25 protein-coding genes, 2 tRNA genes and 1 riboswitch are annotated in these 26430 nt (G+C 68.6%); of the genes, 11 read left to right on the top strand and 16 right to left on the bottom strand.

Going from position 1 to position 26430, the window contains the following annotated elements; genetic code table 11:
* Positions 1–181 precede the first annotated feature (181 nt).
* Positions 182–1486 (top strand): M50 family metallopeptidase, encoded by a 1305-nt coding sequence (locus FLX07_RS18950; RefSeq protein WP_142572150.1) that lies wholly within the window; start codon positions 182–184, stop codon positions 1484–1486.
* An 18-nt stretch (positions 1487–1504) separates the two neighbouring features.
* Here the strand turns inward: FLX07_RS18950 and FLX07_RS18945 are convergent, their stop codons facing one another.
* From FLX07_RS18945 to FLX07_RS18935, 3 genes are all read right to left on the bottom strand, one after another.
* Positions 1505–2014 (bottom strand): DinB family protein, encoded by a 510-nt coding sequence (locus tag FLX07_RS18945; RefSeq protein ID WP_142572149.1) that lies wholly within the window; start codon positions 2012–2014, stop codon positions 1505–1507.
* Between the two features lie 37 nt (positions 2015–2051).
* Positions 2052–2600, bottom strand: coding sequence for a dihydrofolate reductase family protein (locus tag FLX07_RS18940; protein WP_142572148.1), 549 nt, complete (start codon positions 2598–2600; stop codon positions 2052–2054).
* Between the two features lie 75 nt (positions 2601–2675).
* A complete protein-coding gene (locus FLX07_RS18935) occupies positions 2676–3320 on the bottom strand; it encodes a histidine phosphatase family protein (protein WP_142572147.1) in 645 nt (214 codons plus the stop codon).
* Between the two features lie 202 nt (positions 3321–3522).
* On the opposite strand from FLX07_RS18935, the gene FLX07_RS18930 reads away from it, so the two are divergent.
* Positions 3523–4761: a serine hydrolase domain-containing protein gene (locus tag FLX07_RS18930; RefSeq protein ID WP_142572146.1), complete on the top strand. Its 1239-nt coding sequence runs from the start codon at positions 3523–3525 to the stop codon at positions 4759–4761.
* 35 nt (positions 4762–4796) lie between these two features.
* On the opposite strand, the gene FLX07_RS18925 is transcribed toward FLX07_RS18930, so the two are convergent.
* From FLX07_RS18925 to FLX07_RS18900, 6 genes are all read right to left on the bottom strand, one after another.
* Positions 4797–5519, bottom strand: coding sequence for a DinB family protein (locus tag FLX07_RS18925; protein ID WP_142572145.1), 723 nt, complete (start codon positions 5517–5519; stop codon positions 4797–4799).
* Positions 5520–5721: 202 nt separating this feature from the next.
* Entirely contained in the window at positions 5722–6267 is a 546-nt protein-coding gene (locus FLX07_RS18920) for a TetR/AcrR family transcriptional regulator (RefSeq protein ID WP_142572144.1), read from the bottom strand.
* Between the two features lie 32 nt (positions 6268–6299).
* On the bottom strand, positions 6300–6656 hold the full coding sequence (locus FLX07_RS18915) for a nuclear transport factor 2 family protein (RefSeq protein ID WP_142572143.1): 357 nt from the start codon (positions 6654–6656) through the stop codon (positions 6300–6302).
* Positions 6657–7086: 430 nt separating this feature from the next.
* A complete protein-coding gene (locus tag FLX07_RS18910) occupies positions 7087–7998 on the bottom strand; it encodes a coiled-coil domain-containing protein (protein WP_229689738.1) in 912 nt (303 codons plus the stop codon).
* Positions 7999–8032: 34 nt separating this feature from the next.
* Positions 8033–8171, bottom strand: a riboswitch (cyclic di-AMP (ydaO/yuaA leader).
* 70 nt (positions 8172–8241) lie between these two features.
* On the bottom strand, positions 8242–9300 hold the full coding sequence (gene galT, locus FLX07_RS18905; RefSeq protein ID WP_142572141.1) for a galactose-1-phosphate uridylyltransferase: 1059 nt from the start codon (positions 9298–9300) through the stop codon (positions 8242–8244).
* Positions 9301–9393: 93 nt separating this feature from the next.
* Positions 9394–10221: a DeoR/GlpR family DNA-binding transcription regulator gene (locus FLX07_RS18900; RefSeq protein ID WP_142572140.1), complete on the bottom strand. Its 828-nt coding sequence runs from the start codon at positions 10219–10221 to the stop codon at positions 9394–9396.
* Here FLX07_RS18900 and FLX07_RS38980 point away from each other — a divergent pair.
* Positions 10115–10438 carry a 50S ribosomal protein bL37 gene (locus tag FLX07_RS38980; RefSeq protein WP_464466940.1) on the top strand — a complete coding sequence of 108 codons (324 nt, stop codon included), beginning with the start codon at positions 10115–10117 and terminating at the stop codon, positions 10436–10438. The genes FLX07_RS18900 and FLX07_RS38980 overlap by 107 nt on opposite strands.
* Positions 10439–10598: 160 nt before the next feature.
* Here the strand turns inward: FLX07_RS38980 and FLX07_RS18895 are convergent, their stop codons facing one another.
* From FLX07_RS18895 to FLX07_RS18880, 4 genes are all read right to left on the bottom strand, one after another.
* On the bottom strand, positions 10599–11165 hold the full coding sequence (locus FLX07_RS18895) for a TIGR03086 family metal-binding protein (protein ID WP_142572139.1): 567 nt from the start codon (positions 11163–11165) through the stop codon (positions 10599–10601).
* Between the two features lie 87 nt (positions 11166–11252).
* Positions 11253–12986, bottom strand: a complete 1734-nt coding sequence (locus FLX07_RS18890; RefSeq protein ID WP_142572138.1) for an ATP-binding SpoIIE family protein phosphatase — start codon at positions 12984–12986, stop codon at positions 11253–11255.
* 161 nt (positions 12987–13147) lie between these two features.
* Positions 13148–14506 carry a TrpB-like pyridoxal phosphate-dependent enzyme gene (locus tag FLX07_RS18885; RefSeq protein ID WP_142572137.1) on the bottom strand — a complete coding sequence of 453 codons (1359 nt, stop codon included), beginning with the start codon at positions 14504–14506 and terminating at the stop codon, positions 13148–13150.
* Positions 14507–14617: 111 nt separating this feature from the next.
* Positions 14618–15115: a DUF2087 domain-containing protein gene (locus FLX07_RS18880; protein WP_142572136.1), complete on the bottom strand. Its 498-nt coding sequence runs from the start codon at positions 15113–15115 to the stop codon at positions 14618–14620.
* Positions 15116–15135: 20 nt separating this feature from the next.
* Between FLX07_RS18880 and FLX07_RS18875 the strand changes: the two genes are divergently transcribed.
* Complete coding sequence (locus FLX07_RS18875; RefSeq protein ID WP_223854078.1) at positions 15136–15558, top strand: VOC family protein; 423 nt, start codon at positions 15136–15138, stop codon at positions 15556–15558.
* Between the two features lie 3 nt (positions 15559–15561).
* On the opposite strand, the gene FLX07_RS18870 is transcribed toward FLX07_RS18875, so the two are convergent.
* A complete protein-coding gene (locus FLX07_RS18870; RefSeq protein WP_142572135.1) occupies positions 15562–16323 on the bottom strand; it encodes an enoyl-CoA hydratase in 762 nt (253 codons plus the stop codon).
* A gap of 113 nt (positions 16324–16436) precedes the next feature.
* Positions 16437–16513: transfer RNA gene (locus tag FLX07_RS18865), tRNA-Pro, on the bottom strand.
* A gap of 90 nt (positions 16514–16603) precedes the next feature.
* Here FLX07_RS18865 and FLX07_RS18860 point away from each other — a divergent pair.
* Positions 16604–16674 (top strand) — tRNA-Gly (locus FLX07_RS18860).
* 218 nt (positions 16675–16892) lie between these two features.
* Here the strand turns inward: FLX07_RS18860 and FLX07_RS18855 are convergent.
* Complete coding sequence (locus tag FLX07_RS18855) at positions 16893–17372, bottom strand: ATP-binding protein (RefSeq protein WP_142572134.1); 480 nt, start codon at positions 17370–17372, stop codon at positions 16893–16895.
* Between the two features lie 275 nt (positions 17373–17647).
* On the opposite strand from FLX07_RS18855, the gene FLX07_RS18850 reads away from it, so the two are divergent.
* The 6 genes from FLX07_RS18850 (at position 17648) to FLX07_RS18825 (ending at position 25954) form a co-directional block, all read left to right on the top strand.
* Positions 17648–18514 (top strand): helix-turn-helix domain-containing protein, encoded by an 867-nt coding sequence (locus FLX07_RS18850; RefSeq protein WP_142572133.1) that lies wholly within the window; start codon positions 17648–17650, stop codon positions 18512–18514.
* A 201-nt stretch (positions 18515–18715) separates the two neighbouring features.
* Positions 18716–20110 carry a trigger factor gene (gene tig, locus FLX07_RS18845; protein ID WP_142572132.1) on the top strand — a complete coding sequence of 465 codons (1395 nt, stop codon included), beginning with the start codon at positions 18716–18718 and terminating at the stop codon, positions 20108–20110.
* Positions 20111–20465: 355 nt separating this feature from the next.
* The gene (locus tag FLX07_RS18840) at positions 20466–21110 is read left to right on the top strand and encodes a ClpP family protease (RefSeq protein WP_268239486.1); all 645 of its coding nucleotides are present in this window, start codon (positions 20466–20468) and stop codon (positions 21108–21110) included.
* Positions 21111–21124: 14 nt separating this feature from the next.
* A complete protein-coding gene (locus tag FLX07_RS18835) occupies positions 21125–21772 on the top strand; it encodes an ATP-dependent Clp protease proteolytic subunit (RefSeq protein ID WP_142572131.1) in 648 nt (215 codons plus the stop codon).
* Between the two features lie 234 nt (positions 21773–22006).
* Entirely contained in the window at positions 22007–23290 is a 1284-nt protein-coding gene (gene clpX / locus FLX07_RS18830) for an ATP-dependent Clp protease ATP-binding subunit ClpX (RefSeq protein ID WP_030509563.1), read from the top strand.
* A gap of 75 nt (positions 23291–23365) precedes the next feature.
* Positions 23366–25954: a valine--tRNA ligase gene (locus FLX07_RS18825; protein WP_142572130.1), complete on the top strand. Its 2589-nt coding sequence runs from the start codon at positions 23366–23368 to the stop codon at positions 25952–25954.
* Positions 25955–26430 lie beyond the last annotated feature (476 nt).

Genomic DNA, 26430 nt, shown 5'->3' with positions numbered 1-26430 from the left:
CACTGGACGTCTCTCAAAGGGTGATCGACCAATTGCGTACTGTCAACGAAGTGTCCCCAATCGGTCACACATGGGCAAGCCGAAGCCACGCCGGAAAAGCCTTCGCGCTCACGCGGGTGGGCTACGCTCGAAAGGTGCTTCGTCTGCCAGGGCACTTTCTCCACCTCGGGGGTACGCGCTGATGAGCTGGCTCATCGTGGCCGGATTCGGGATCGTCTTCGTGGGCCTGTTGCTCTCGATCGCGCTTCATGAGATCGGGCACCTCGTGCCCGCCAAGCTCTTCGGCGTCCGCGTGACCCAATACATGGTCGGCTTCGGGCCCACGATGTGGTCACGCAGGCGGGGCGAGACCGAGTACGGCGTGAAGTGGGTCCCGCTCGGTGGCTACATCCGCATGATCGGCATGCTTCCCCCGCGGGCCTCCGACGAGCCGGGCAGGCTGCGCAGCGTCTCCACCGGCCCCTGGCAGGGCCTCATCGAGAACGCGCGGGCGGTCGCCTCGGAGGAGATCCGGCCGGGCGACGAGGGCCGGGTCTTCTACCGCAAGCCCTGGTGGCAGAAGGTCATCATCATGACCGGCGGCCCGGCGATGAACTTCGTGCTCGCGTTCGTGCTGTTCGCGGTCGTGATGATGGGCTTCGGCGTCCGCGAGCTGACGCCGGTCGTGTCCTCGGTGTCCAAGTGCGCCATCCCCGCCGCCGAGGCGGAGCACCGCGACTGCCGGGACAGCGACCCACTGACGCCCGCCGCCAAGGCCGGTCTGCGGCCCGGCGACCACATCGTCGCCATCGGCGGCACGCCGGTGAAGGACTGGGAGAACGCTCAGCGGCTGATCCGGGAGCGCGGCGCGGGGGTGACCACGCTCGGCATCGAGCGGGGCGGGCAGCGCACCGACGTGAGCGTCGACCTGATCGCGCAGGACATGCCCTCGCTGACCGACCCGGACAAGATCGACAAGAACGTCGGCTTCCTGGGCGTGAGCCCGGCCACCGTCGTCGAGAAGAAGGGCCCCGGCTACGTCGTCGCGCAGATGTGGGACCTGACCGAGCGCACCGCCGTCGCGATGGTCAACATCCCCAAGAAGATGGTCGGCGTGTGGAACGCCGCGTTCTCGGGCGAGAAGCGCGACCCCAACGGGCCGATCGGCATCGTCGGGGCGGGTCGCATCGGCGGCGAGATCGCCGCCTCGGACCTCCCGGTCGAAAACAAGATCCAGATCTTCATCAACCTGCTGGCCGCGCTGAACCTCGCGGTGGGCATGTTCAACCTGATCCCGCTGCTGCCGCTGGACGGCGGTCACATCGCCGGCGGACTGTGGGAGGGCGTCAAGCGGGTCTTCGCACGGGTGCGCCGCCGGCCCGTCCCCGGTCACGTGGACGTGGCCAAGGCGCTCCCGCTGACGTACGTCATGGCGGCCCTGCTGGTCGTCATGGGCGGCCTTCTCATCTACGCCGACCTCGTCAACCCGGTCCGTCTGTCCGGCTGAGCCCCGTCGGGCCGGGGGCTATTCGCCGGTCGCGCCGTCGATGCGCTCGCGCAGCAGATCGGCGTGGCCGTTGTGGCGGGCGTACTCCTCGACCATGTGGCACATGATCCAGCGCAGCGAGTAGTGCACTCCCTGGCGGTCCGTCTTCGTCATCGCGTCCAGGTCGGCGCAGGCCTCCTCGGCCGCCCGCGCGTGCTCGATCTCCGCGTGCCAGGTCGCGAAGGCCTCCTCGGCGGAGGCGGTGTCCACGTTGTCGAACTCGCCGTCCGGGTCGTCGTCGCTGTAGTAGATGCCGCCGAGGTCCTCGCCGTTCAGCCGGCGCCGGAACCAGGCGCGCTCGACGTCGGCCATGTGCCGTACGAGGCCGAGCAGCGACATGCTGGAGGGTGGCACCGAGCGCAGCCGCAGCTGCTCCTCCGTGAGGCCCGCACACTTCGCCGCGAGGGTCTGGCGGTGGTAGTCGAGCCAGGCGCGCAGCATCGCGCGCTCGCCCGCGGTGACAGGGGGATCGATACGTGTGTCGGTCATCCCGGCATCCTGCCCCGAGTCGCGGTGCGAAGTCATGTCATTTGAAGCTCGCCGGTCGGTACTCGAGCAGGACGACGCGCGAGTCGAGGACCCTGGTTCCGGTCAGTTCCAGCCCGGTCCGGGGGTATCCCGCGTAGGCGGGCTCCCGGCCGTCGCCGCCCAGCGTCAGAGGGAAGACCATCACCCGGAACCGGTCGACCAGCCCGAGCTCCATCAGGCTTCTCACCAGCGTGAGGCTGCCGATCGAGCGCAGCGGCACGTCCGACTCCTGCTTGAGCGCCGTGATCCGCTCGGCGAGGTCGCCGCGTACGAGCCGGGTGTTCTTCCACGCGAGCGGCTCTCGCAGGGTGTTGGAGAAGACGGCCTTGGGCAGGTCGTTCATCCGGGTGCTCGCCTCGTCCGTGGACGAGATGGCCGCCAGCGCCTCATAGGTGACGCGCCCCATGAGCATCAGCTGCGGCTGCTCGGTGGCCTCGCGGATCCAGGCGTCGAGGCCGGGACCCGCATAGCCGAAGAAGGGCCCCACGTCCACACCGGCGGCGAAGCCGTCCATCGACACGAACACGTCCGCTACGAGCTCAGCCACGGCCTGACTCCTCGATCCTGAATTCGTCTCGCATGTCACTGCCGTCCGTACGGACGGCCGGTAGGTCTTCGAATCTCACGTCGTCGTCACCCTGAACGGGTCCATCGTCCACCGTGGCCGCGCCCCCGGCCAGGAAGGGCAGTGCCAGTCTTCGCCGTCGAAGTCCACGGCGAAGGGTATGGCGTGCGGTAATGGAGCCCCCCAGACGTCCGCTCCAAGGCGGCACAGCGCCGCCAGCGCCGCGGTAAGGCTGGCGACGTGACCGACGACCGCGACGGTCTCTCCTCGATGCGCTCGTGTGATCACCCCTAACGCCGCGGTCATGCGGGCGACCACCTCACGACCCGTTTCACCGTCGGCGACCTTCCGCTCAAGGTCATGGTCCACGACCCAGGCGCGCAGCACGTCCGCGGTCAGCCGGTGGACGGCAGGGTCGGTCGTCCCCTCGTACCTGCCGATGCCGACCTCGGCCAACTCGGGCATCTCGACAATGGTGACGGCCGGCGAGGGGGCGAGGAACTCCGCGGTCTGCCGGGCGCGTAGCGCCGTGCTGCAATAGATTCCGGCGATCGGCTCGCCGGTGAGGATTCCGGCTGCCCCGGCCGCCTGCTCGCGCCCGTGTCCCGTCAGAGGCGCGGCGGGAACGGCCCCGGCGACACCGGCCGTGACGTTCTCCGATTCGGCATGGCGCAGGCACCAGATCCGGACGAAGCCATCCATCACGGGGCGGGCCTGATCACGAGGTCACTCGTCATGGAAGGACGATAACCCGATCCGCCCTTCTCCCGGCGAGTGGAAGGCTGCGCCGGCCGCCGCCCGTGATCCTCGCAATTCGACTGCGTGAGATTTCCTGACAGAGATCAACTCGTGACCTTATGATCATCCCTCGTCGTCTTTTGACCAAGATCGGGGGAAATTTGTCATGTTGACCCGTAGAGACTCGCTCCGGCTGCTCGCCGGTGTCGCGGCGGGGGTGACCGCCGTACAGGCCCGTCCCGCGGCCGCGGGGACCCGCACATGGACCGTCACCGGGCAGAGCGCTCCGGCGCTGCAGCCGTTCGACGACACGCTCAAGAGCTTCATGCAGGCCCGTGCGATCCCGTACGCGTCGCTGGCCGTGGTGTGTCAGGGCAGGCTGGTGCTGGCGCGCGGCTACAACTGGACGGAGAACACCAGCCCGCAGGCCGGGCCGACCTCGCTGTTCCGTCTGGCGAGCATGAGCAAGCCGGTCACCGCCACGGCGATCATGAAGCTCGTCCAGGACGGCAGTCTCAGCCTGTCCGCCCAGGTGGCGCCCATGCTGGGGCTCAGCACCGCCGCCGACTCCGACCTCGGCGACGTCACCGTGCTCCACCTGCTCCAGCACGTCGGCGGCTGGGACAGCGACGAGTCGTTCGATCCGATGTTCCGGGACCTCGCGATCAGGGACGGGCTCCAGGTGCCGCTGCCGGTGACGCAGGCGAACATCATGGACTACACGTCGCAGTTCGAGCTCGACGACGACCCCGGCACGCACTACGCCTACTCGAACTACGGCTACATGCTGCTCGGCAAGGTCATCGAGGAGGTCACCGGCCTCCCCTACGACACGTACGTCCGCCAGAACGTGCTCTCCCCGGTGGGGATCCAGCGCATGGTCCTCGGCCGCTCGGCGCAGAGCCTGCGGCAGCCGACGGAGGTGACCTACTCCTCGCAGTACACCGGGACGACCGTGCTCGACTCCTCCGGAGACCTCGTGCCCTTCCAGTACGGCGCCTTCAACCTGGAGAACATGGCGGCGCACGGGGGCTGGCTCTCCTCGGCCGTCGACATGGCGAAGTTCACCACGATCTTCGACGCTCCCGGCCTGCTCACCTCGTCGAGCATCGCGCAGGCGTTCGCCCAGCCCGACATCGTGAACCCCGACGGCTGGTACTACGGGCTCGGCTGGCTCGTCCGCCCGGTCACCGGCGGCCTCAACACCTGGCACGACGGCTCGCTCCCGGGCACCTCCACGCTCATGGTCCGGCGGTGGGACGGGCTGAGCTGGGTGGTGCTCTTCAACCAGCGCGACGACCCCTCGGGCCTCGGCTACGGCGACATCGACCTCCTGCTCCACCAGGCGGCGGACGCCGTCAGCCCCTGGCCGACGACGAACCTCTTCGCCGACTACGGGCTCTGACCCCCGACCTTGGCGAAGATTCCTCATCACGACACCTACGGAGCCGCCCGACGCGACAGCTTGTCCAGGTCGCGCACGCAGAAACCGTGGTGTTCCCATTCCTCGTTGAGCACAGTGCCGAGGCATTGCCGCACGCGCCGGCCCTTGGCATACGGGGGCCATCTGTCGTCGTCCGGCACCGGCGCGGGCTTCGCGAGCTGCTCGGGTGTGACCTCGGCCAGCCACGCCTCAATCTCCGACGCCTGCCGATCGCGCACGCTCAACACTTCGCCGAGACTCGGCCGGGCGGACCTGTCCAGCCCCAGCCCCTCCTGATCCGGCACGAACGGAGATGCCAGTCCCATCGCCGTGAACGGCTCGGTCAGCCCGAGCACGCAGCGCCGAAACCACGAGTCGTGCACGAAGACGAGGTGACGCAGAGTCTCGACCATCGACCACTCGCCGTCGACGCCGAGATCCTCGCTGCCCTCGGCCATCGACCCGGCCCGCTCGGTAGTCGTCGCCCACGCCTTCCGCAGCTGTCGCCAGGCCTCGCGCAGGTCGGCCGGTTCGTCGGAACGGATCAGCAGCCGCACCGGGTGCCGGCGGTCGAGCTCCGCCTCGACGTACGGCATCACCTCCACGCCGTTGACCACCAGGTTCGTGACCAAACCGTCGATCTCAACGTCCTGCATGACCACACCGACCAGCCGCGCCCTACTCAGGTCGCACTCGCGGAACTCCGCTCCCGTGAGGTCTTCGTCGTTGAAGCGTCGCATGCGGACAGGCTAAGCCGCACCGCACGCACACAGACGCCCTCGATGTGCCCTGACCCGACCTGCCGGGATCGAACATGCAGGTGGACGGCTTGCGGACTCCTGGCGGAGTGGCTTTATGAAGCTGTGCGAATGCTGGCCTCTGCGAGCTTCAGGTGTCGGGGTGAAGGTTGCAGAGCATTCGTTACAGGGCCGTAGGCCGTGGTCAGGGACGGAAGGCGGCGAGGATGATGTCCGCGTAGCGGCGCCAGACAGCCGGGTCACGTTCGTCCAGCACGATGAGCTGGCGGACCACGCCGCACAGAACGACACGGACGTCGAGGACGCCGACGTCCTGGCGGATCAGGCCCGATACCTTCGCCGCCTCGACCAGCCGGCCGATCAGGTCGACAAGTTTCGCGGCAGGCACCAGGCGGGCCTCGAAGAACGCCGCCGCGAGGCCGCGGTCGCGGGCGAGACGATCGAGCAGATCCGGCACATAGTCGGCGAACCCGCGGTAGGCGTCGTCGGCGGCGAGAGCGGCCAGCGTACGGTCCTCCAGCGAGCGGAAGTTCTCCCGCGCTATCGCGAGCACCAGCTCCTCCTTGGTGGGGAAGCTGCGGTAGACCGTCGCCCGCCCGACCCCAGCCCGCTCGGCCACCTGGGGCACCGTGACGTCAAGGCCGTGCTCTGCGAACAGTTCGCGGGCTGCCGCGACGACCCGCTCGTGGTTGCGCAGCGCGTCCGCGCGCCGGGGCACGTTCACCGTCATGGTCGGATGGGTCCGGGCATCTCGGGTTCCTTTCAGCGGACGTCGAAGCCGGCCTCGTCCACCTGGCGGAAGCGACCGTCCTCGGCCAATGTCGCGAAAAAGTAGATCTCCCGGTCGATGATCGTCCCGTCGGTCAAGGTCATCGTGTAGCGGTGCCGCTCGGCATAGCGCGAACCGTCGTACAACTCGTCGAGCACGGTCACCGTACCCTCAACGACTCGACTGCGGATGCCGGCGACCATGTCCGCGAACCCGGCGCGGTCCAGCACACGTCCGTCGCCGCGGTGGATGTAGTCGGGGGCGTAGTACTTGTCCAGAGCCTCGTGAAGGTCAAGTCGGGGCTCGAACGCCACGTCGCGGATGGCGTCACTGATGCGTGCAAATGTCATCGAGCAAACCCCTCTCATCTATCCGGACCTTTGCGTCCGGTTAACCTTCATCGTACCGGACAGGCAAGTCCGGTACGGATCGATGCTCACGACACCACGCGAGCATGACGCGTCCTTCCCGGGGCGGTCCCGCTACCGCACGAACGGGACCGGGAGGGTCATTCGTTGACGGCGGTGGTGGTACCGGCGCGGCCACCAGTTCGGTGAACGGGTCGATGCGGATGGTGGCCTGTCGCATGCGGTCGCCGGTGGCGCCACTCGCGAGGCTGCCGTACTTGCGGACGTAGGCGTCGTCGACGCGCGCAAGGTCAGAAGCTCAACAGTCAAGGCATCACCAGGCCCCGACGTTCACGCCGAAGGCCGCGCCTGACCTGTGAGAACGCCTATGCCACTGATGCGGATACCACATCAGATGGAATAGGCACGCCTTCTAGTACATCGAGATGTGTACGTGGTCGTAGTGGTTGGCGGTGATTCCGCCGCGATCGGACATGGTCCGCCAGCCCGGACGGCCGAGGTTGTAGATGCGCTGCTGCCAGATCACGTACATCACGCCCAGCTTCGGCCCGTTCTTGATGGCCCAGGCGGCCAGGCTGTCGCCGAGCGCCTTCATCTCGGGTGAGGGCATGGCGCCGCCCGAGCTCATCATGAAATCGCATGCGCGCCCGAGGGGGTGCTCGCCGCTGTTCTCCGCGCGGTAGCAGCCGATCGGGAACCGCAGGGCGAAGTGCTGCCCGACCTCGGTGCGCATGAACTGCATCCGGGGCGTGATGTTGTCGGAGCCACTGGGCAGTTCCGGCGCCCACGACCCGCCCGCGCGCTTTCCCGGCGCGATCGGGATCAGCGCGTCGAGCTTGTCCTTGATCTCGTCGATGAGATCCTCGGCGTCCTCGCGCTGTCCGGCGACCTCGGCCGCCTGCGTCTTCAGGTGTCCGGTCAGTGTCTTGGCGGCGTCCGCGGCCTGCTGCCGTTCGCCGCGGACCTGGTCGAAGCGCGCGAGCCTGGCGGCCTGTTCCTCTTTGAGCTGGTAGTTCAGGGCCGCGGTGTTCATGTCGGGCAGCACCATCGCGCTCTCGGTCTGGTAGCGCAGCCCGGCGAGTTGCCGTACGGCGTCGCTGGCGGCTTCGTAGTCGGCCTCGGCCTTGGCCAGCCGGCCGCGTGCCGCCTTCTCCTCCACGCGGGCCTTGGCGAGGGCGACGCGTTTGGCGTTGTAGTCGCCGATCAGCCGGTCGACCTTCTTCCGCAGGTCCGACAGCTCCTGCTTGAGCTGCTTCTCCGTCGGCTTAGGGTCGGCGGCGCCGGGCGCGGCCGTGCCGAACACGAGGACGGCGGAGGCGAGCACGCCGACAGCCAGGGGGAACGCGCGGGGCAGAGCCCACTCCTCTCCATCTGCCGACCGGGTTAGCTGACGGGTTCGGGCTGGAGAAGCCCGGGCAGGCTACTGCCTTGACCCCAGGTGCGTGATTGGGTCCCCGGCTCCCGGGCAGGGCGCCCGGGATTAGGCGTACCGGTTGTGACGTCCGGTGTCAGGGATACTAGTGGTAAAGAAACCGTGGCTGCCACCAAAGTCGCAACCAACCGGAGATCAAGCCGTTATCGCCTCTCGAAGCATCCGGGCGGCCTCCTCGGGCAGCACATCGTTGACGAACGCGCCCATGGCCGACTCCGACCCGGCCAGATACTTCAGCTTGTCCGGCGCGCGCCGGATCGTGAAAAGCTGCAGGTGAAGGTAGGCGAGGTCGCGCCGGTAGGTGACCGGGGCCTGGTGCCAGGCCGCGACGTACGGCATGACGACGCCGAACAGCCCGTCGAGGCGGCGCAGCACCTCGGTGTAGAGCGGCGCGAAGGCGGCCCGTTCCTCCGGGGACAGCGCAGGGATGTCGGGCACCTGACGGTGCGGGTAGACGTGCACCTCGAACGGGTAGCGCGCGGCGGCCGGGACGAAGGCCGTCCAGTGCTCGTTGGCGGCCACCACCCGGGGGCCCTTCCGCTCGGCGGCCAGGACGTCCGCGAACAGGTTGCCGCCCTGATGGCGGCCGGCGGCGTCCAGCATCTGCCGCGTACGCGGCGTGACGTACGGATAGGCGTAGATCTGCCCGTGGGGGTGCGGCAGCGTGATGCCGATCTCGGCGCCGCGGTTCTCGAAGCAGAAGACCTGCTCCACACCGGGCAGCGAGGACAGCTCGGCCGTGCGGTCGGCCCACGCCTCGACGACCAGTTCGGCCTGCTCGTCGCTGAGCGAGCTGAACGACGCGTTGTGGTCGGAGGTGAAGCAGACGACCTCACAGCGCCCGATCCCCGGCCGCACCTCGCTCAGCCCGCCCACCTGCTCGTACGCACCGGTGTTGAAGCTGAACGACGGGAAGCGGTTCTCGAACACCGCCACTTCGTAGGGCGAGGGGATCTCCGAGCCGGGATGGCCCGGGCAGAGCGGGCACTCGTCGGCGGACGGCAAGTGGGTGCGCGTCTGGCGGTGCCGGGCGACGGCCACCCACTCGTCCATCAGGGGGTCGTAGCGCAGTTCGGAGGCGAGCGGGCGCGGCGGCAGGTCCCGGGGATCGATGGCGCTGTGGTCGGCGTCGTCGCGCCGGTCGAAGTAGATCAGCTCACGGCCGTCGGCGAGATGGGTGATGGTGCGCTTCACAGAGCGGTCTCCAGTTTCACGGTGCGGTGTCCCGGGTCGCGGCGGGCTTCCAGGCGTCCGGGCGCGCAGCGGGCTCGCTCCAGAGGTCCGGCGTCACAGTGCGGTCTCCAGTGCGGTCTCCAGCGGGGTCTCCAGCTCGGTTTCCCCGGACGGATCGGCGAGGAGGAGCTCGCCGGCGTGCTCCGACAGCGCGGTGCGCGCCTCCTCCGGCAGGCCGACGTCGCTCACGACCACGCCGGCCTCATCGAGGGCGGCGATCGTGCTGATGCCGATCGTCCCCCACTTGGTGTGATCGGCCAGGACCACGAGCTGCTGGGCGGCCGCGACGAGGGCGCGGTCGGTCTCCGCCTCCAGCAGGTTCGGCGTGGTGTAACCGGCCCGGACGCTCATGCCGTGCACGCCGAGCATGAGCGTGTCGACGTTCAGGGAGCGGACGGCCGCCACGGCCACCGGGCCGACCAGCGCGTCGGAGGGCGTACGCACGCCTCCCACCAGCACCACGGTCTGGTCGGGCCGTCCCGCCCGGTGGAAGACGTCGGCCACCTGGACGGAGTTGGTGATGACGGTCAGCTCGGGCACGTCCACCAGGTGATGGGCGAGTGTCCAGGTCGTGGTCCCGGCCGACAGGGCGACGGAGCTGCCCGGCCGTACGAGCATGGCGGCCCGGCGGGCGATGGCCTCCTTCTCGGCCTGCTGCCGCACGGACTTCGCCGCGAAGCCCGGCTCCTCCGTCGAGCCGGTGCCGGTGGCGGTCGCCCCGCCGTGCACCTTGACGATCAGGCCGCGCTCCGCGAGGACCTCAAGGTCGCGGCGAATGGTCATGTCCGAGACCCCGAGGTCGCGTACGAGCTGCGCGACGCGCACCCCGCCGGTTCTGCGTACCCTCTCCAGGATCGCCTGCTGCCGTTGCTGGGCCAGCATTCACCACTCCTGTCAACAGATTCAAACAAATTATGCCCCACGAACGTGGAGACGTGTTGAGTTGGGGGTCTGCCCCTTGCCGCTCGGGGTCCGGGGGAGGACAGTGGGCGAAAGCCGTACTCGACGGAAGGCGGTCGTGATGGGCAGGCGCGCACGCAAGTCGAAGGCACGCAAGAAGAAGAAGGCCAACCACGGCAGGCGGCCCACAGGGCGTTAGCCCTGCGACGGGGCTGCGCGTTAGCCCTGCGACGGGGCTGCGCGTTAGCCCTGCGACGGGGCTGTGCGTCAGCCCTGCGACGGGGCTGTGCGTCAGCCCTGAGTCAGGACCGTGCGGACAGCTCCGGGACAGGACCGTGCGGCGGTCCCTGGGGCAGGACCTATGGGTTCCTGCCCCAGGCGGTGAGCAAGTGAGTCTGCTGGTCGGCGCCGGCCGGGACGCCCCGCTCATCCCCGATCACCCCCGCCTCGCGGTAGTCCTCCCGCGCCTTTTCGAACCATTCCGAGCAGGAGGCGACGAGCTCGGGGTCGAGCCGTTCCGGCCCGCCGATGGCACGTGCCAGGTCCCAGGTGTGGATCAACGCGTCCGCGAACAGCTCGGTGATGTACTCCTCGCCCGGTACGTCGCCGAAGGACAGGTGGGTCACGCTGGTGAGGGCGCCCTCGGCGTACACCGCCTGGACGGCGCCCTGCGCGGAGGCCTCGAACGCCTTCAGCGGGTCGTCGCCGAGCACGTCGCCCTCGAAGGCGTCCCCCACCTCGGCCACCGTACGGCCGGACAGCAGCTCGGGGGCCCACAGGTTCTCGGCCACGACGTGGTTGACGAGCCCCCGGACGTCCCAGTCGATACAAGGGGTCGGCAGCTCCCACTGTCCGCGGCGGACGAGATGGAGGCGGTCCCCGAAACCGTCCAGCGCCCTGCGGTACGCGTCACGGATGTCGATCATGTCCCCTCCTCGCCACGAACTCCCCATTCGACCGTAACTCTTCTCAACGATCAGTCATACACGCTCTAAGGGGAGTGAACGCCCGGGTCAAGGGAGGTGCTGCTCGACCCAGACGATCTTCCCGTACGGGGTGGGCCGGGTGCCCCAGCGGTAGGCGAACCGCTTGATCAGCTGGAGACCGCGGCCGGTGTCCTCGTCGGGGGCGGCCGTGCGCGGGGCGGGAGCGGCAGGGGAGCCGTCGACGACCTCGACCACCAGCGTGCGGCCGCGCAGCATGCGCAGCTCGATCGGCGGCCAGCCGTGTTTGAGCGCGTTGGTGACCAGTTCGCTCACGATGAGCTGGGTGCTGTCCACCAGGGGGCTCAGCCCCCACCTCTGCAGCGTGCCGCGGACGAAACGGCGGGCGTGCGAGACGAACCGCGGGTCGGACGGCAACGGGCAGGTCGCCACCTCGTCGGGGTCGAGATCGCGCACCCGGGCCACCATCAGGGCGATGTCGTCACGCTCGTGGCCCGCCCGCTGGCTGCTGATGATCGCGTCGGACATGTCCTCCAGGTCCTCGATCGGACCGGCGAGCAGGCGGCGCAGCCCCATGATCCCCGCGTCCAGGTCCCGCTCCCTGCTCTCCACGAGGCCGTCGGTGTAGAGGGCGAGCACGCTCCCGGCCGGCAGGACCATCTCGCGCGACTCCAGCGGGTCGCTCCCGATGCCGAGAGGCAGGCCCGAGGGCAGCTCGATGATCTCGGTCGACCGGTCGGGGTGCAGCAGGATCGGCGGCACGTGCCCGGCACGGGCGAGCGCGCAGTTGCGCGTGACTGGGTCGTAGACGGCGTAGATGCACGTGGCGATCTGGCTCGGGTCGAGGTCCTGACTCATCAGGTTGAGCCGGAACAGCACCTCGTCGGGCGGCAGGTCGAGGCTCGCGAGCGTCCGCGCGGCCGTGCGGAGCTGGCCCATGGTCGCCGCGGCCCTGGTTCCGTGGCCCATGACGTCGCCCACCACCAGGGCGGTACGGCACCCGGGCAGGGCGATCACGTCGTACCAGTCGCCCCCGACACCCATCAGGTCGCTGGCCGGCAGATAGCGCGAGGCGATGTCCATGCCGAGCGCCTGCGGCAGTTCGACGGGCAGCAGGCTGCTCTGCAGGGTCAGCGCGGTCCTGCGCTCCCTGGTGTAGAGCCGGGCGTTGTCGATGCACAGGGCGGTGCGGGCGGCCAGGTCCTCGGCCACCACCACGTCCTGCTCCTCGAACGCCAGGCTGCCCGGGTGCCTGATGAAGACCGCGCAGCCCAGCACCCGCCCTCGCGCCCGCAGGGGCACCGCGAGGAACGAGGAGTCGGTCAGGAGCGAGGCGACCGCCTCCTCCCGGTCCAGGCTGGCGCCGATCAGCCGGGCGCTTTCCTTGTCGAGCGCGGGATACATCAGCGGTTTGCTGCCGGCCATGCACTGGGCCTGCGGAAGGATCGCCGGGTAGACCGTCGCCTCGCCGACGGGGAAGGCCTTCATCCAGGCGTCCGGATCGGCGCCGGCCACCGCCACGGCGACCCGGCGTACAAGGGTGCTCCCGTCCACCGGCCGGGACGACAGTTCGCCGTCCGCCGTGAGGCGGTCCTGAACCATGACGGCCGCCGCGTCGGCGAAGCGGGGGACCGCCACGTCGACGAGCTCGCGGCTCGTCTCGGATAAGTCGAGCGTGCTGCCGATCCGCCGGCTCGCCTCGTTCAGGAAAGCCAGCCGCTCGTGCGCGGACGCGGCGCTGCTGCGGCGCCACTGCGCCCGGTTACCCGGGGCGGGGTCCTTGATGACGCAGTTCCGGTTCAACGAATTCTCCGGAGAGAGCGGATGGTGTTCCAGAATCGTATGGAGCTGATACCGCGCATTTCAGCCGTTTGACATGAGTGCTCCAGTCGGTATGACGGCGCGTGGCGCAGCCGTACCCGCCGGTCAAGGGACGAAACGGATATCAGCGGGCATGCGCCCCATCAGACGGCGGGCAGGTGCGCGAGGGCCGCGTCGATCCGCTCCTGCGGGAGGGTGAAATCCTCCAGGCGGTCGGCGAGCCGGCTCTCGTAGGCGGGCAGGTCGAAGTGGCCGTGCCCGCACAGGGACATCACGATGACCTTCTCCTCGCCCGACTCGGCGCACCGCAACGCCTCCGCGATCGTCGCGGCCACCGCGTGGGCGGGCTCGGGAGCCGGCACGATCCCTTCGCTCCTGGCGAAGCGGATCCCCGCGTCGAAGGCCTCGGTCTGCGTGACGGCCACGGCCTCCACCAGGCCCAGCGCGTAGACGTGCGAAAGCAACGGCGACATGCCGTGGTAGCGCAGCCCGCCGGCGTGGATCGGGTCGGGCACGAACGTATGCCCCAGCGTGTGCATCTTCATCAGCGGCGTGAACCCCGCCGTGTCGCCGAAGTCGTACGCGTAGGCTCCGCGGGTCAGGGACGGGCAGGCGGCGGGCTCGACACTCCGCAGCACGGGGTTCATGCGCCCCGCCAGCTTCTCGCGCAGGAACGGGAAGGCCAGCCCGGCGAAGTTGGAGCCGCCGCCGGTGCAGCCGATCACCACGTCCGGCGTCTCGCCGACGACGGCCAGCTGCTCCAGCGCCTCCTCGCCGATCACGGTCTGGTGCAGCAGGACGTGATTGAGCACCGAGCCGAGGGCGTAGCGCGTGTCGTCGTGCTGCCCGGCGACCTCGACCGCCTCGCTGATCGCGATGCCCAGCGACCCCGTGCAGTGGGGATCCTGCGCCAGGATCCTGCTGCCCGCCGTGGTCACCGCCGACGGGCTGGCGTGCAGGGTCGCGCCGTAGATCTTCATCAGTGTGCGGCGGTACGGCTTCTGCTCGTACGACGCCCTGACCATCCAGATCTCGCAGGCCAGGCCGTACTGTACGCAGGCGAACGCCAGGGCGGAGCCCCACTGGCCCGCACCGGTCTCGGTGGTCAGCCTCCGGACGCCCTCCCGCGCGTTGTAGTACGCCTGGGGGGCCGCCGTGTTGGGCTTGTGCGAGCCCGACGGGCTGCCGCCCTCGTACTTGTAGTAGATCCGCGCGGGCGTGCCGAGCGCGAGCTCAAGGCGCCGGGCGCGGATGAGGGGTGTGGGCCGCCAGAGGCGATAGACGTCGAGGACGCCGTCAGGGATCGGGACGAACCGCTCACCCGACACCTCCTGCTCGATCAGCGCCGCCGGGAAGAGCGGGGCGAGGTCGTCGGGGCCGACCGGCTGCAGCGTCGCCGGGTGGAGCACCGGCGGGGGAGGCGCGGGCAGATCGGGGACGACGTTGTACCAGTTCCGGGGGATCCGGGACTCGTCGAGAAGGACTCTGGTCGGCTCGCCCATAACTCCAGTGTCCGCGCCCGGGGCTTGGCGGGAAAGGGCGACCGCCGATGTGGCCGGACCCGGTCAGACGGTGCGCCAGACGGTGTGTCAGACGGAGCGTCAGGCGGTGCGTCAGGCGGTTCCGCCCGAGCGCCAGTAGACGTTGGACTCCCGGGTGAGGAACCCCTCGTCCACCAGGTAACGGCGCAGAGCGGCGTAGTCGTCGTGGAACGCCCGCAGCGCCACGTCGACCTCCTTCTCCGGGTAGCGCACGCCCACCTCGAACACCTGGGCGACGTAGTCGAGCACCATGAGCCGTTTGGTCCTCTTCGCCGGCATGGAGACGAGCCGCCCGTCGACCAGGAACGCGTCCATCGGGTCCGCCGGCGTGGAGGGGATCGTGCGCAGCAGGTCGCGGAAGGTCTCGGGCCGCGCCCGCCAGCCGTCCCCGTCCCGTACGGCGAGGCCGCCCCGCTCCAGCCGGTCCAGGGCCCTGGACACCACTTCCCGGTCGAGCCCGGTGACCTTGTCCAGCGGCCCACCGGGACGCAGGACCAGCCCGGCGAGGACCCGGAGCGTGTCGTCCTGCCCCAGCAGCCCCAGCACGCGGGAGATGTGCTTGTCGATCACCTGTCCACGGTATTGCGTCGATGAAGACCGTAGGAAACCTGGAGGGCGACGTGACCGCTCAACTGGACCACACGATTGTGCACAGCAGCGACCGCTTCGAGTCCGCGCGGTTCCTGACCGGGCTGCTCGGCGAGCCCGAGCCCGGCGCGTTCGGGCCGTTCGCCACGGTCCGGGTCGGCAACGGCGTGACGATCGACTACGCCGACTCGATCGTCGACCGGGACCGGATCGTCATGCAGCACCTGGCGTTCCTCGTCTCCGAAGACGAGTTCGACGACATCTGCGCCCGCATCGCCGAGCGGGGCCTGCCCTACTGGGGCGGCCCCCACCACCTGGAGCCACAGCAGATCAACCACCGTCACCACGGCCGCGGGGTGTACGTGGACGACCCCGACGGCCATGCCATCGAGTTCCTGACCCATCCGTACGTCGAGGAGGAGTGACCTTCAGCGGTTCTGCGCCCGGCCCCGGTCGAACACGGCGCGCCTGCGGGCGGCGAAATCGTCGGGGCCGGCGACGGCGAGGCCGTCCCGGCCGGTCTCCAGCTCGGCCCGGAGGCCGTCGGCGCCGGTGCCGTCGCGCAGGAGGTCGTAGATCTCCCGGATCCTGCCCAGCGTCTCCGGGGTCGTCGTCGCGATGCTCTGCGCGAGCTCGACGGCCCGGGGCAGCAGCCGGTCGTGCGCGACGACCTCGTTCACCAGGCCGATACGCAGTGCCAGGGAGGCGTCGACGAAATCCCCGGTGAACGTCATCTGCCTGGCCCAGGACTGCCCGACGGCCTGGCTGAGCCGGGCCGTCATGCCCCAGGAGGGCACGATGCCGACGCGGGTGTGGGTGTCGGCGAACCTCGCCCGTTCGCTGGCGATCCTGAAGTCGCAGGCCAGCGCGAACTCCAGGCCGCCGGTCACCGCCACGCCGTTGACCGCCCCGATGACGGGCACCGGGAAGTTCCGCAGCGGGAGGATGGAGTCGGGGTGGCCGATCTGCACCGCCGCTTCCAGTTCGCCGAGGTCCAGGCCGGCGCAGAAGGCGGGGTCGGCCCCCGTGAGGACCATCGCGCGCAGGGCGGGCTCCTCCGCGAGCCGCTGGAGCGTGTCCTGGAACTCCTCGAGCAGCGCCTTGGAGATCGCGTTGTACTTGCGCGGGCGGTTCAGCGTCACGACCGCGACGGCCTCGGAGGGCCGGTCGACGAGGACCAGGTCGTCCATGATGCTCCTCAGGTTCCGGGGGGGTACGGCGGTTCCGGGAGACGCGCCGGACCCCGCGCGCCGGACAAGGCCGCTTCCGTTCACCGGAGGCGGCCTTTGACGTGCCTGAGTGCTGGTCGGGGCGACAGGATTTGAACCTGCGACTTCTTGCTCCCAAAGCAAGCGCGCTACCAAGCTGCGCCACGCCCCGTCTCGTCGGGTACGCGAACGCTCCGAGACTCCGGTACGCTTACGCCCTGACGACCGGATGAAGTCTAGACCAGATGGACACCGGGCGCGCGCGGACGTAGCTCAATGGTAGAGCCCCAGTCTTCCAAACTGGCTACGCGGGTTCGATTCCCGTCGTCCGCTCTGATGATGAAGGCCCAGGTCGGAAGAGTCGCCGCGGCGTTATCGCGACGGTGGGCCGCAATCTTTTAAAGCCTCCGGATTTCTGCCGCGTCCGTCACACGCCCGAATACTTTCCTCGTGCCTGTCATCCGGTCGAGGCGGGGCCGTCCGACCGCGTGAGCGCCCGCCGCGACTGCGGCCCGTACATCGTGGAGCCGGCGCGAGGCGCCGGGAAACGGTCAGCCGCCGGTGTGGAACAGGGCCCAGACGGCCTTGCCGCCCTCGTCCAGGGCGTCCCAGCCCCACGCCTGGCTGTAGGTCTCGACGATGTAGAGGCCGCGGCCGTGCTCGGAGACGAAGTCGGGCTGCACGGGCGACGGCGCCTGGTCACTGGGATCCGAGACGGCGAGCAGCACGTGCGGGGTGAGGCGCAGGAGCGTCAGTGTCAACGGCCGGTGGACGAGGCGGGTCGCCGGACACAGCGCGTAACGGACGGCGTTCGTCACCAGTTCGCTCACGACCAGCGCGGCGTCGTCGCTCAGCTCCGACAGGCCCCACCGTTGCAGGGTCATCCGCGTGACGTCACGCGCGGTCTTGACGGAGTCGGCCTGGGGGGCCAGGGGGCACATCGTCGTATCGGACGCCCCTGCCGTCCTCCGGAACCAGCCGAATCCCACGTCGCGGGTCAGCTGGCCGCCGGGTTTGGGCTCGTCCGACATGGTTGCCCGTACCTCCCGCTGGCCTGAATCGAGGGCTGGTGCACATTTGACCCAATATGCACCTAGACATGATGGATCAGCGGCTCCTGCCGCTGCAAGACCCAGATGCACGTGCAATTGTCACGTGCAGACGCACGCTGCGGTAGTCCTTACTGTCAGGGACACGTAGATCAGACCTTGTCATCGGAGCCCGAAGTGGTGACACTGTGTGGGCTGGGGGGTGTCGTGCGGGTCGTCCCTTGCGGCACACAGGGCCGAGGTGAGAGGGAGGCGCCGTGATACAGATCCAGGCTGGATCGGGTCCGACGGCTCTGCGCATCCTTCTCGGCTCCCAGCTCCGCAAGCTCCGCGAGAGCAAGGGCATCAGCCGTGACCAGGCCGGCCAGTGCATCCGGGCGTCCGAGTCGAAGATCAGCCGGATGGAGCTGGGCCGGGTCGGGTTCAAGGAACGCGACGTGGTTGACCTTCTCGCCCTCTACGGAGTGGAGGACGAGGAGACGCGTGACGTCGTGATGAACCTGGTCGAGCGGGCCAACGAGCCCGGCTGGTGGCACCGGTTCAACGACCTGCTTCCCTCGTGGTTCCAGGCGTACGTCGGCCTGGAGGAGGCCGCCGAGCGCATCCGCACCTATGAGGTGCAGTTCGTTCCCGGCCTGCTGCAGACAAAGGAATACGCGCGGGCCGTCATCATGGCCGGCGCGGTCGGCGCGGTGCCGGAGGAGATCGCCAGGCGGGTGGACCTGCGGCTGGAACGCCAGAGCATCCTCGACGGCGAGAACAGCCCCAAGTTCTGGGCTGTCATCGACGAGGCCGCGCTGCGCCGTCCGATCGGCGGTGTCGAGGTCATGCGGGGCCAGATCCAGCACCTCATCGACCTGATGAACCAGCCCAACGTGACGATTCAGGTCATCCCGTTCAGTTACGGAGGACACGCCGCCGAGGGCGGTGCCTTCAGCATCCTGCGGTTCGGCGATCCCGACCTGCCCGACATCGTGTACGTCGAGCAGCTCGCCAGCGCGCTTTACCTGGATAAACGGGAAGAAGTCGATCGCTACAGCGAGGTCATGGAACGCCTCTGCGCGGTCAGCACCACCCCAACGGAGACGGTGGACCTACTGCGGCAGATCATGGCCGACCTCTGATCAGTCGCTACCGGGCCTCATCTGCTCTAGACTGCCCTTGGCGTTGGACACCCGCCACAGTCGAGCATGCCCAGACAGGTCGCGTGCAGGCGAGACGGTGATCCTGCGCCTCTCACGTGGGCGCGGCGCGCGTTATTGTGCCGCGGTTGCCGTGCACGACGTGCCCGCGATCACCAGATGCTGGATCAAGGAGACCACCCCGTGAAGACCGCTGTCGAGGAGCTCAGCCCTACCCGGGTCAAGCTCACCGTCGAGGTGCCATTCAAGGAGCTCGAGCCGAGCCTGCAGGCCGCGTACAAGAAGGTCGCGCAGCAGGTGCGCGTGCCCGGCTTCCGCCCTGGCAAGGTGCCGGCCCGGATCATCGAGCAGCGCTTCGGCCGCGCGGTGGTTCTCGAGGAGACCCTGAACGACGCGCTGCCCAAACTGTACGGCCAGGCCGTGGACGAGACTGAGGTCTTCCCGGTCAGCCAGCCGGAGATCGAGGTCACCAAGATCGAGGACGGTGAGCAGGTCGAGTTCACCGCCGAGGTGGACATCCGTCCCGCCTTCGACGTCCCGGACTACCAGGGCGCCGAGGTCGTGGTCGACCCCGCCGAGGTGACCGACGAGGACATCGCCGCCCAGATCGAGGCCCTGCGCCAGCGTTTCGCGACGCTGGCCGGTGTCGAGCGGCCGGCCCAGAACGGCGACTACGTCGTGATGGACCTGCGCGCCGAGATCGACGGCCGCAACCTCGACGAGCAGCAGGCCGCCGACGTGTCGTACGAGGTCGGCGCGGGCTCGGTCCTGGAGGGCCTGGACGACGCGCTGGAGGGCATGACCGCCGGCGACGAGAAGACCTTCCGCACCACGCTCGTCGGTGGTGAGAACGCCGGCGAGGAGGCCGACGTGATCATCAACGTCAAGTCGGTCAAGGAGAAGGTGCTGCCCGAGCTCGACGACGAGTTCGCGCAGCTCGCCAGCGAGTTCGACACGCTCGACGAGCTCAAGGACAGCATCCGGCAGCAGGTTCGCCGCAACAAGCTGGTGGACCAGGTCGTGCAGAGCCGCGAGAAGGCCCTCGACGCGCTGCTCGACAGGATCGACATCCCGCTGCCCGAGAGCGCGCTCCAGGCGGAGATCGACGCGCGCAAGCACAACCTCGAGCACCAGGTCGCCGAGAGCGGCCTGAGCCGCGAGGCGTACCTCCGCCTCCAGCAGACCACCGAGGAGGAGCTGTTCGCCGAATACGAGGCGACCTCGGCCAAGGCGCTGAAGTCCGGCTTCGTGCTCGACAAGATCGTCAATGCGGAGGAGATCGGTGTCAGCGAGCAGGAGCTGACCGACTTCGTGGTGCGCCGCGCCATGCAGATGAACGTCGCGCCGAACACGCTGGCCCAGCACCTCGCCGACAACAACCAGCTCCCGCTGGCGATGATGGAGATCGTGCGCGAGAAGGCCAAGACCCTCGTCGGAGACGCGGCCAAGGTGACCGACACGGCCGGCAACGACGTGGACGTGAAGGCCATCTACGCCGAGCTCAACCCCGAGCAGGAGGCTGTGGGCGTGGAGGAGGCGGGCGTCGGGGAGCCCGCCGACGAGGCCGAGCAGAGCTGAGTTCCCAGGCTCTCGCCTGACCTCTGCCGCCGACCGGCCGGGAGGCCGGTCGGCGTGGTGGTGATGGTGGAACCCCCGTCGCACTCGGGTGCGCCGGGGGTTTCCGGTTATATACGGGTAAATCCCTGCAAAGTTGTTTCTTGCCGCGTGACGGGGAGTAATCGCACGGCCGAGATCCCTGTGCCCCCGGCCGTGCGGCCACGACGGGAAACCCGAGCAGTGCGGTGCGGGCCCCCGCCGCGAGCCGGGCATGCGCCGTCAGCGAACAGTACGGCGCACGGGCATGACCTGTCTGCGTCGCGCGTTAAGGTCACAAGCAAAGCCAATCGATTTCGACGCATCGGAAGGTGACGCTGTGACCAGCCCGCCGACCTTCTTCCCGACCGATGGTTCCGGCTTCGAGGCCCGGAGCCCGGAGGGTGGCCCCTCCCGCCTCGAGGACCAGCTCTACCAGCGCCTGTTGCGTGAGCGGATTGTGGTGCTCGGCACCCAGGTCAACGACGATGTGGCCAACCGGCTGGCCGCTGAGCTCCTGCTCCTCGCCGCCGATGACCCGGACCGCGACATCTGGATGTACATCAACTCTCCGGGTGGCTCGGTGACCGCCGGCATGGCGATCTACGACATGATGGAGTACGTGCCGAACGACGTCTGCACGGTCGCCATGGGCCTGGCCGCCTCCATGGGGCAGTTCCTGCTCTGTGCCGGCGCACGCGGCAAGCGGTACGCGCTTCCGCACGCCAGGATCATGATGCACCAGCCGTCGGGCGGCATCGGCGGCACCGCGGCCGACATCGCGATCCAGGCCGAGCAGATGCTCTACGTGAAGAAGACGCTCGCGGAGCGGATCGCCTTCCACACCGGCCAGCCGCTCGATCAGATCGAGCGTGACTCCGACCGGGACCGTTGGTTCACGGCCGAGGAGGCCAAGGACTACGGCTTCATCGACCACGTGGTGCGCAGCGCCCGCCAGGTGCCCTCTGAGGGCGCCGTCTCGTGACTGGAGCTTCCCAGATGAGTGAGCTGATCCGGCCGGGTGACATCAACGGCCGCTACGTCCTTCCCTCCTTCGTCGAGCGCACGTCGTACGGCGTCAAGGAGATGAACCCCTACAACAAGCTGTTCGAGGACCGCATCATCTTCCTCGGCGTCCAGATCGACGACGCTTCGGCGAACGACGTGATGGCGCAGCTGCTGACGTTGGAGTCGCTGGACCCGGACCGCGACATCAGCATGTACATCAACTCGCCGGGTGGTTCGTTCACCGCGATGACCGCGATCTACGACACCATGCAGTTCGTCCGGCCCGAGATCCAGACGGTCTGCCTTGGGCAGGCGGCCTCGGCAGCAGCGGTCCTGCTGGCCGGCGGCACGCCGGGCAAGCGGTTCGCCCTGCCCAACGCCCGCGTGCTGATCCACCAGCCCTACACCGAGGGCGGCGGCCAGGGCAGTGACATCGAGATCCAGGCTCGTGAGATCCTGCGGATGAGGTCGCTGCTCGAAGAGATCGTGGCGAGGCACTCGGGCAAGGCGCCCGACGAGGTCCGCAGGGACATCGAGCGTGACAAGATCCTCAGCGCCGAGGAGGCGAAGGCGTACGGGCTGGTGGACGACATCATCCCGTCGCGGAAGAAGCGCACGGCGGCTGTCGCCGCTTCCTGAGGAGTCGCCGCACCGGAACGGTGCCCATTTGGGCACGTTCCGGTGCGACTCACCGCTAGGGGGCTCACTGAGGGCCCGAGAGACGGTAACGTCGAAACCTGAGCGGGATGACGTTTTCGCACCGGATCGCGATCGCCGGCTCATGACCCAGGATCATGAGCCCGGATCGTGAACAAGGTGCGGACGGAGACGACCGCGGCAGCAGGGGCGGTCCCACGCAAAGGAGTATCTGGGGTGGCACGCATCGGCGACGGGGGAGACCTGCTGAAGTGCTCGTTCTGCGGCAAGAGCCAGAAGCAGGTCAAGAAGCTCATCGCCGGACCAGGCGTCTACATCTGCGATGAGTGCATCGATCTCTGCAACGAGATCATCGAGGAGGAGCTGTCCGAGTCCTCCGAGCTCAAGTGGGACAACCTCCCCAAGCCGCGCGAGATCTACGAGTTCCTCGACGCGTACGTCATCGGACAGGACAAGGCGAAGAAGGCGCTGTCGGTGGCGGTCTACAACCACTACAAGCGCGTCCAGTCCGGGGAGCGGGGCCGCGACGACGGCCTGGAGCTGGCCAAGTCCAACATTCTGCTGCTCGGCCCCACCGGGTCGGGCAAGACCCTGCTCGCGCAGACTCTCGCCAAGATGCTCAATGTGCCCTTCGCCATCGCGGACGCGACCGCGCTGACCGAGGCCGGCTACGTCGGCGAGGACGTGGAGAACATCCTCCTCAAGCTGATCCAGGCCGCCGACTACGACGTCAAGAAGGCCGAGACCGGCATCATCTACATCGACGAGGTCGACAAGATCGCCCGTAAGAGCGAGAACCCGTCGATCACGCGGGACGTGTCGGGCGAGGGCGTGCAGCAGGCCCTGCTGAAGATCCTGGAGGGGACGACGGCGAGTGTGCCGCCGCAGGGCGGGCGCAAGCACCCCCACCAGGAGTTCATCCAGATCGACACCACGAACGTGCTGTTCATCTGCGGCGGCGCCTTCGCCGGCCTCGAGAAGATCATCGAGTCGAGGGTCGGCAGGAAGGGCATCGGCTTCAACGCGATCATCCACTCGAAGGAGGAGATGGACTCCTCCGACATCTTCTCGGACGTCATGCCGGAAGACCTCCTGAAGTTCGGCATGATCCCCGAGTTCGTCGGCCGGCTCCCGGTGATCACATCGGTGCACAACCTGGACAGGGACGCACTGATCCAGATCCTCACCGAGCCGCGCAACGCGCTCGTGAAGCAGTACCGGCGCCTGCTCGAACTGGACAATGTCGAGCTCGAGTTCTCCGACGACGCCCTGGAGGCCATCGCCGACCAGGCCATCCTGCGCGGCACCGGCGCCCGCGGTCTGCGCGCCATCCTGGAGGAAGTCCTCCAGTCCGTGATGTACGAGGTGCCCTCCCGCCAGGACGTGGCCCGCGTCGTCATCACCCGCGAAGCCGTGCTGGAGCACGTGAATCCGACCCTGGTGCCACGCGACCAGCTGCAGGCCAAGCAGCAGCGGACCCCGAGGGAGAAGTCGGCCTGAGGCGGGGGCCCTCGCCGGCGCGTTGTCCACAGGGCGTGCGGTGACGGCTCGGGCGGCGTCCGGACGTCCCTAGAATTGGGCACCGTGACTACGTCTGAGCTGCCCACCCAGTACGCCCCCGCCGATGTCGAGATCCGGAGCTACGAGCGCTGGGTATCGGCGGGCTACTTCACCGCGGACCCGGGCAGCGGGCGCGAGCCGTACAGCATCGTGCTTCCCCCGCCCAACGTCACCGGGTCGCTCCACGTGGGCCACGCCCTCGACCACTCGGTCCAGGACGCGCTCACCCGCCGAGCCCGGATGCGGGGCATGGAGACGCTGTGGCTTCCCGGGATGGACCACGCCGGCATCGCCACGCAGAACGTCGTGGAGCGCGAGATCGCCAAGGAGGGCCTGTCTCGCCACGACTTCGGCCGTGAGGCGTTCGTCGAGCGCGTCTGGCAGTGGAAGGAAGAGTCCGGCGGCCGGATCCTCGGCCAGATGAAGAAGCTCGGCGACGGCGTGGACTGGTCGCGTGAGCGCTTCACGATGGACGAGGGGCTCTCCCGAGCCGTCCAGACGATCTTCAAGAAGCTGTTCGACGACGGTCTCATCTACCGCGCCGAGCGGATCATCAACTGGTGCCCCCGCTGCCTGACCGCCCTGTCCGACATCGAGGTCGAGCACAGCGACGACGATGGCGAGCTCGTCTCGATCCGCTACGGCTCGGGCGACGCGGAGATCGTCGTCGCCACCACCCGTGCCGAGACCATGCTGGGCGACACCGCGGTCGCCGTCCACCCCGCCGACGAGCGCTACGCGCACCTGGTCGGCAGGCTCGTCGAGGTCCCGCTCACCGGGCGGCGCATCCCGATCGTCGCGGACGAGCACGTGGACCCCTCCTTCGGGACCGGCGCGGTGAAGGTCACCCCCGCGCACGACCCGAACGACTTCGAGATCGGGCGCCGCCACTCCCTGGAGTCGCTCGTCATCATGGACGAGCGCGGCGTCATCACCGCCCACGGGCCCTTCCAGGGCCTCGACCGGTTCGAGGCACGGCCCGCCGTGGTCGCCGCGCTGCGCGAGCAGGGCCGCATCGTCGCCGAGAAGCGGCCGTACGTGCACTCCGTCGGGCACTGCTCCCGCTGCAAGACCGTGGTCGAGCCGCGGCTGTCGCTGCAGTGGTTCGTCAACGTCACGCCCCTGGCCAAGGCCGCCGGTGACGCCGTGCGCGACGGCCGCACCCGCATCCACCCGCCGGAGCTGGCCAAACGCTACTTCGACTGGGTCGACGACATGCACGACTGGTGCATCTCACGCCAGCTGTGGTGGGGACACCGGATTCCCGTCTGGTATGGCCCGGACGGCGACATGGTCTGCGTGGGGCCCGATGAGGAGCCGCCGGCCGGTTACGAGCAGGACCAGGACGTCCTCGACACGTGGTTCTCCTCCGGGCTGTGGCCGTTCTCCACGCTGGGCTGGCCCGACGCCACGCCCGAGCTGGCCCGTTTCTATCCGACGACCGTGCTCGTCACGGGTTACGACATCCTGTTCTTCTGGGTCGCCCGGATGATGATGTTCGGGTTGTACGCGATGGACGGCCAGCCGCCGTTCCGGACCGTGGCGCTGCACGGCATGGTGCGCGACCAGTTCGGCAAGAAGATGTCGAAGTCGTTCGGCAACGTCGTCGACCCGCTCGACTGGATCGAGCGATACGGCGCGGACGCCACGCGCTTCACGCTGCTCCGCGGCGCCAACCCCGGCTCCGATGTGGCGATCAGCGAGGACTGGGCGGCCGGATCCCGCAACTTCTGCAACAAGATCTGGAACGCCACCCGATTCGCGTTGATGAACGGCGCCGTCTCCGACGGCCTGCCCGACGACCTCACGGCTGCCGACCGGTGGATCCTGTCGCGCCTGCAGGAGGTCGTCACGAGTGTCGACGCGGCCTTCGAGGAATTCGAGTTCGCCAAGGCCTCCGACGCCCTCTACCACTTCGCCTGGGACGAGGTCTTCGACTGGTACGTCGAGCTGGCCAAGGTCAAGTTCGCCGAGGGCGGCGCGGTGGCCGAGAACACCAAGCGGGTGCTGGGGCACGTCCTCGACGCGCTGCTCCGGCTGCTCCACCCGCTCGTGCCGTTCGTCACCGAGGAGCTGTGGCGTGCTCTGACCGGTGGGGAGTCGATCGTGGTCGCTCCCTGGCCTTCGGCCTCGCCCGGACTGCTCGACCCCGCGGCCGAGCAGGAGATCTCCGCACTGCAGAACCTCGTGACGGAGGTGCGCAGGTTCCGCTCGGACCAGGGCCTCAAGCCCGGCCAGCGGGTGGCCGCGCGACTGTCCCTGTCCGGTACGGCTCTCGCCGCCCACGAGGGGGCGATCCGCGTCCTGCTGCGTCTGGACGAACCCGCGGACACCTTCAACCCGACAGCCCGGCTCACGGTCGGCACGGTGCTCGTGGAGATCGACACAGCCGGAGCCATCGACGTCGTCGCGGAGCGGAAGCGGCTGGAGAAGGACCTGGCCGCAGCACGCAAGGAGCAGGCGCAGGTCACGGCGAAGCTCGGCAACGAGCAGTTCATGGCCAAGGCGCCCGAGGACGTCGTGGCGAAGGTGCGCCGGCGGGCCGAGCAGTCGGCCGAAGACATCTCCCGTCTTGAGGCCCAGCTCGCCGCCCTGTCGGCGTAGGCCGTCGGTCTGTGCGCCCTCGTCCCGGCGAGGGCGCACAGGCACTCCTGGCTTTGTGCCGGCTGAGGTTTGAACGGCATGAAGACAGGACAGGACCCTAAAGTTGCCCAAGTTGTGCGCGGCACCCGTCGAGGGGTGCTAGTCTTTCTGCACGCGCCGAGGACCGGCGAGCCTGAATCTCCCTCCGGAGATCGGCTGCTAGGCTCTCAGCGTCTCCCTTTCAACGAACCCGATTTCGGGATGCATCGTCGCGATTCGACGGGCTTTCGAAATTCGGGTAAGTTAGAGGGGTTGCCCCGGAAACGGGGTGGTCGAATTCCTGTCGGTTGGCGGGTTTCGGGTCAAATTAGGTCCCGGTGGGGCGGATTTGACACGGAAGAGCCGGTCGGGAAGAATTAAGACCAGCAGGACAAAAGAAAAACAAACGGTGAAACGCCCCGGAGTGCGGGACCTGTTAAAGGGTTTCGGGTGATGGT

This window comes from Microbispora bryophytorum (genome assembly GCF_006874465.1).
Taxonomy (GTDB): Bacteria; Actinomycetota; Actinomycetes; order Streptosporangiales; family Streptosporangiaceae; genus Microbispora; species Microbispora bryophytorum.
Note: the sequence above shows the minus strand (reverse complement) of the source record. Positions and strands in the feature narration are given on the sequence as shown.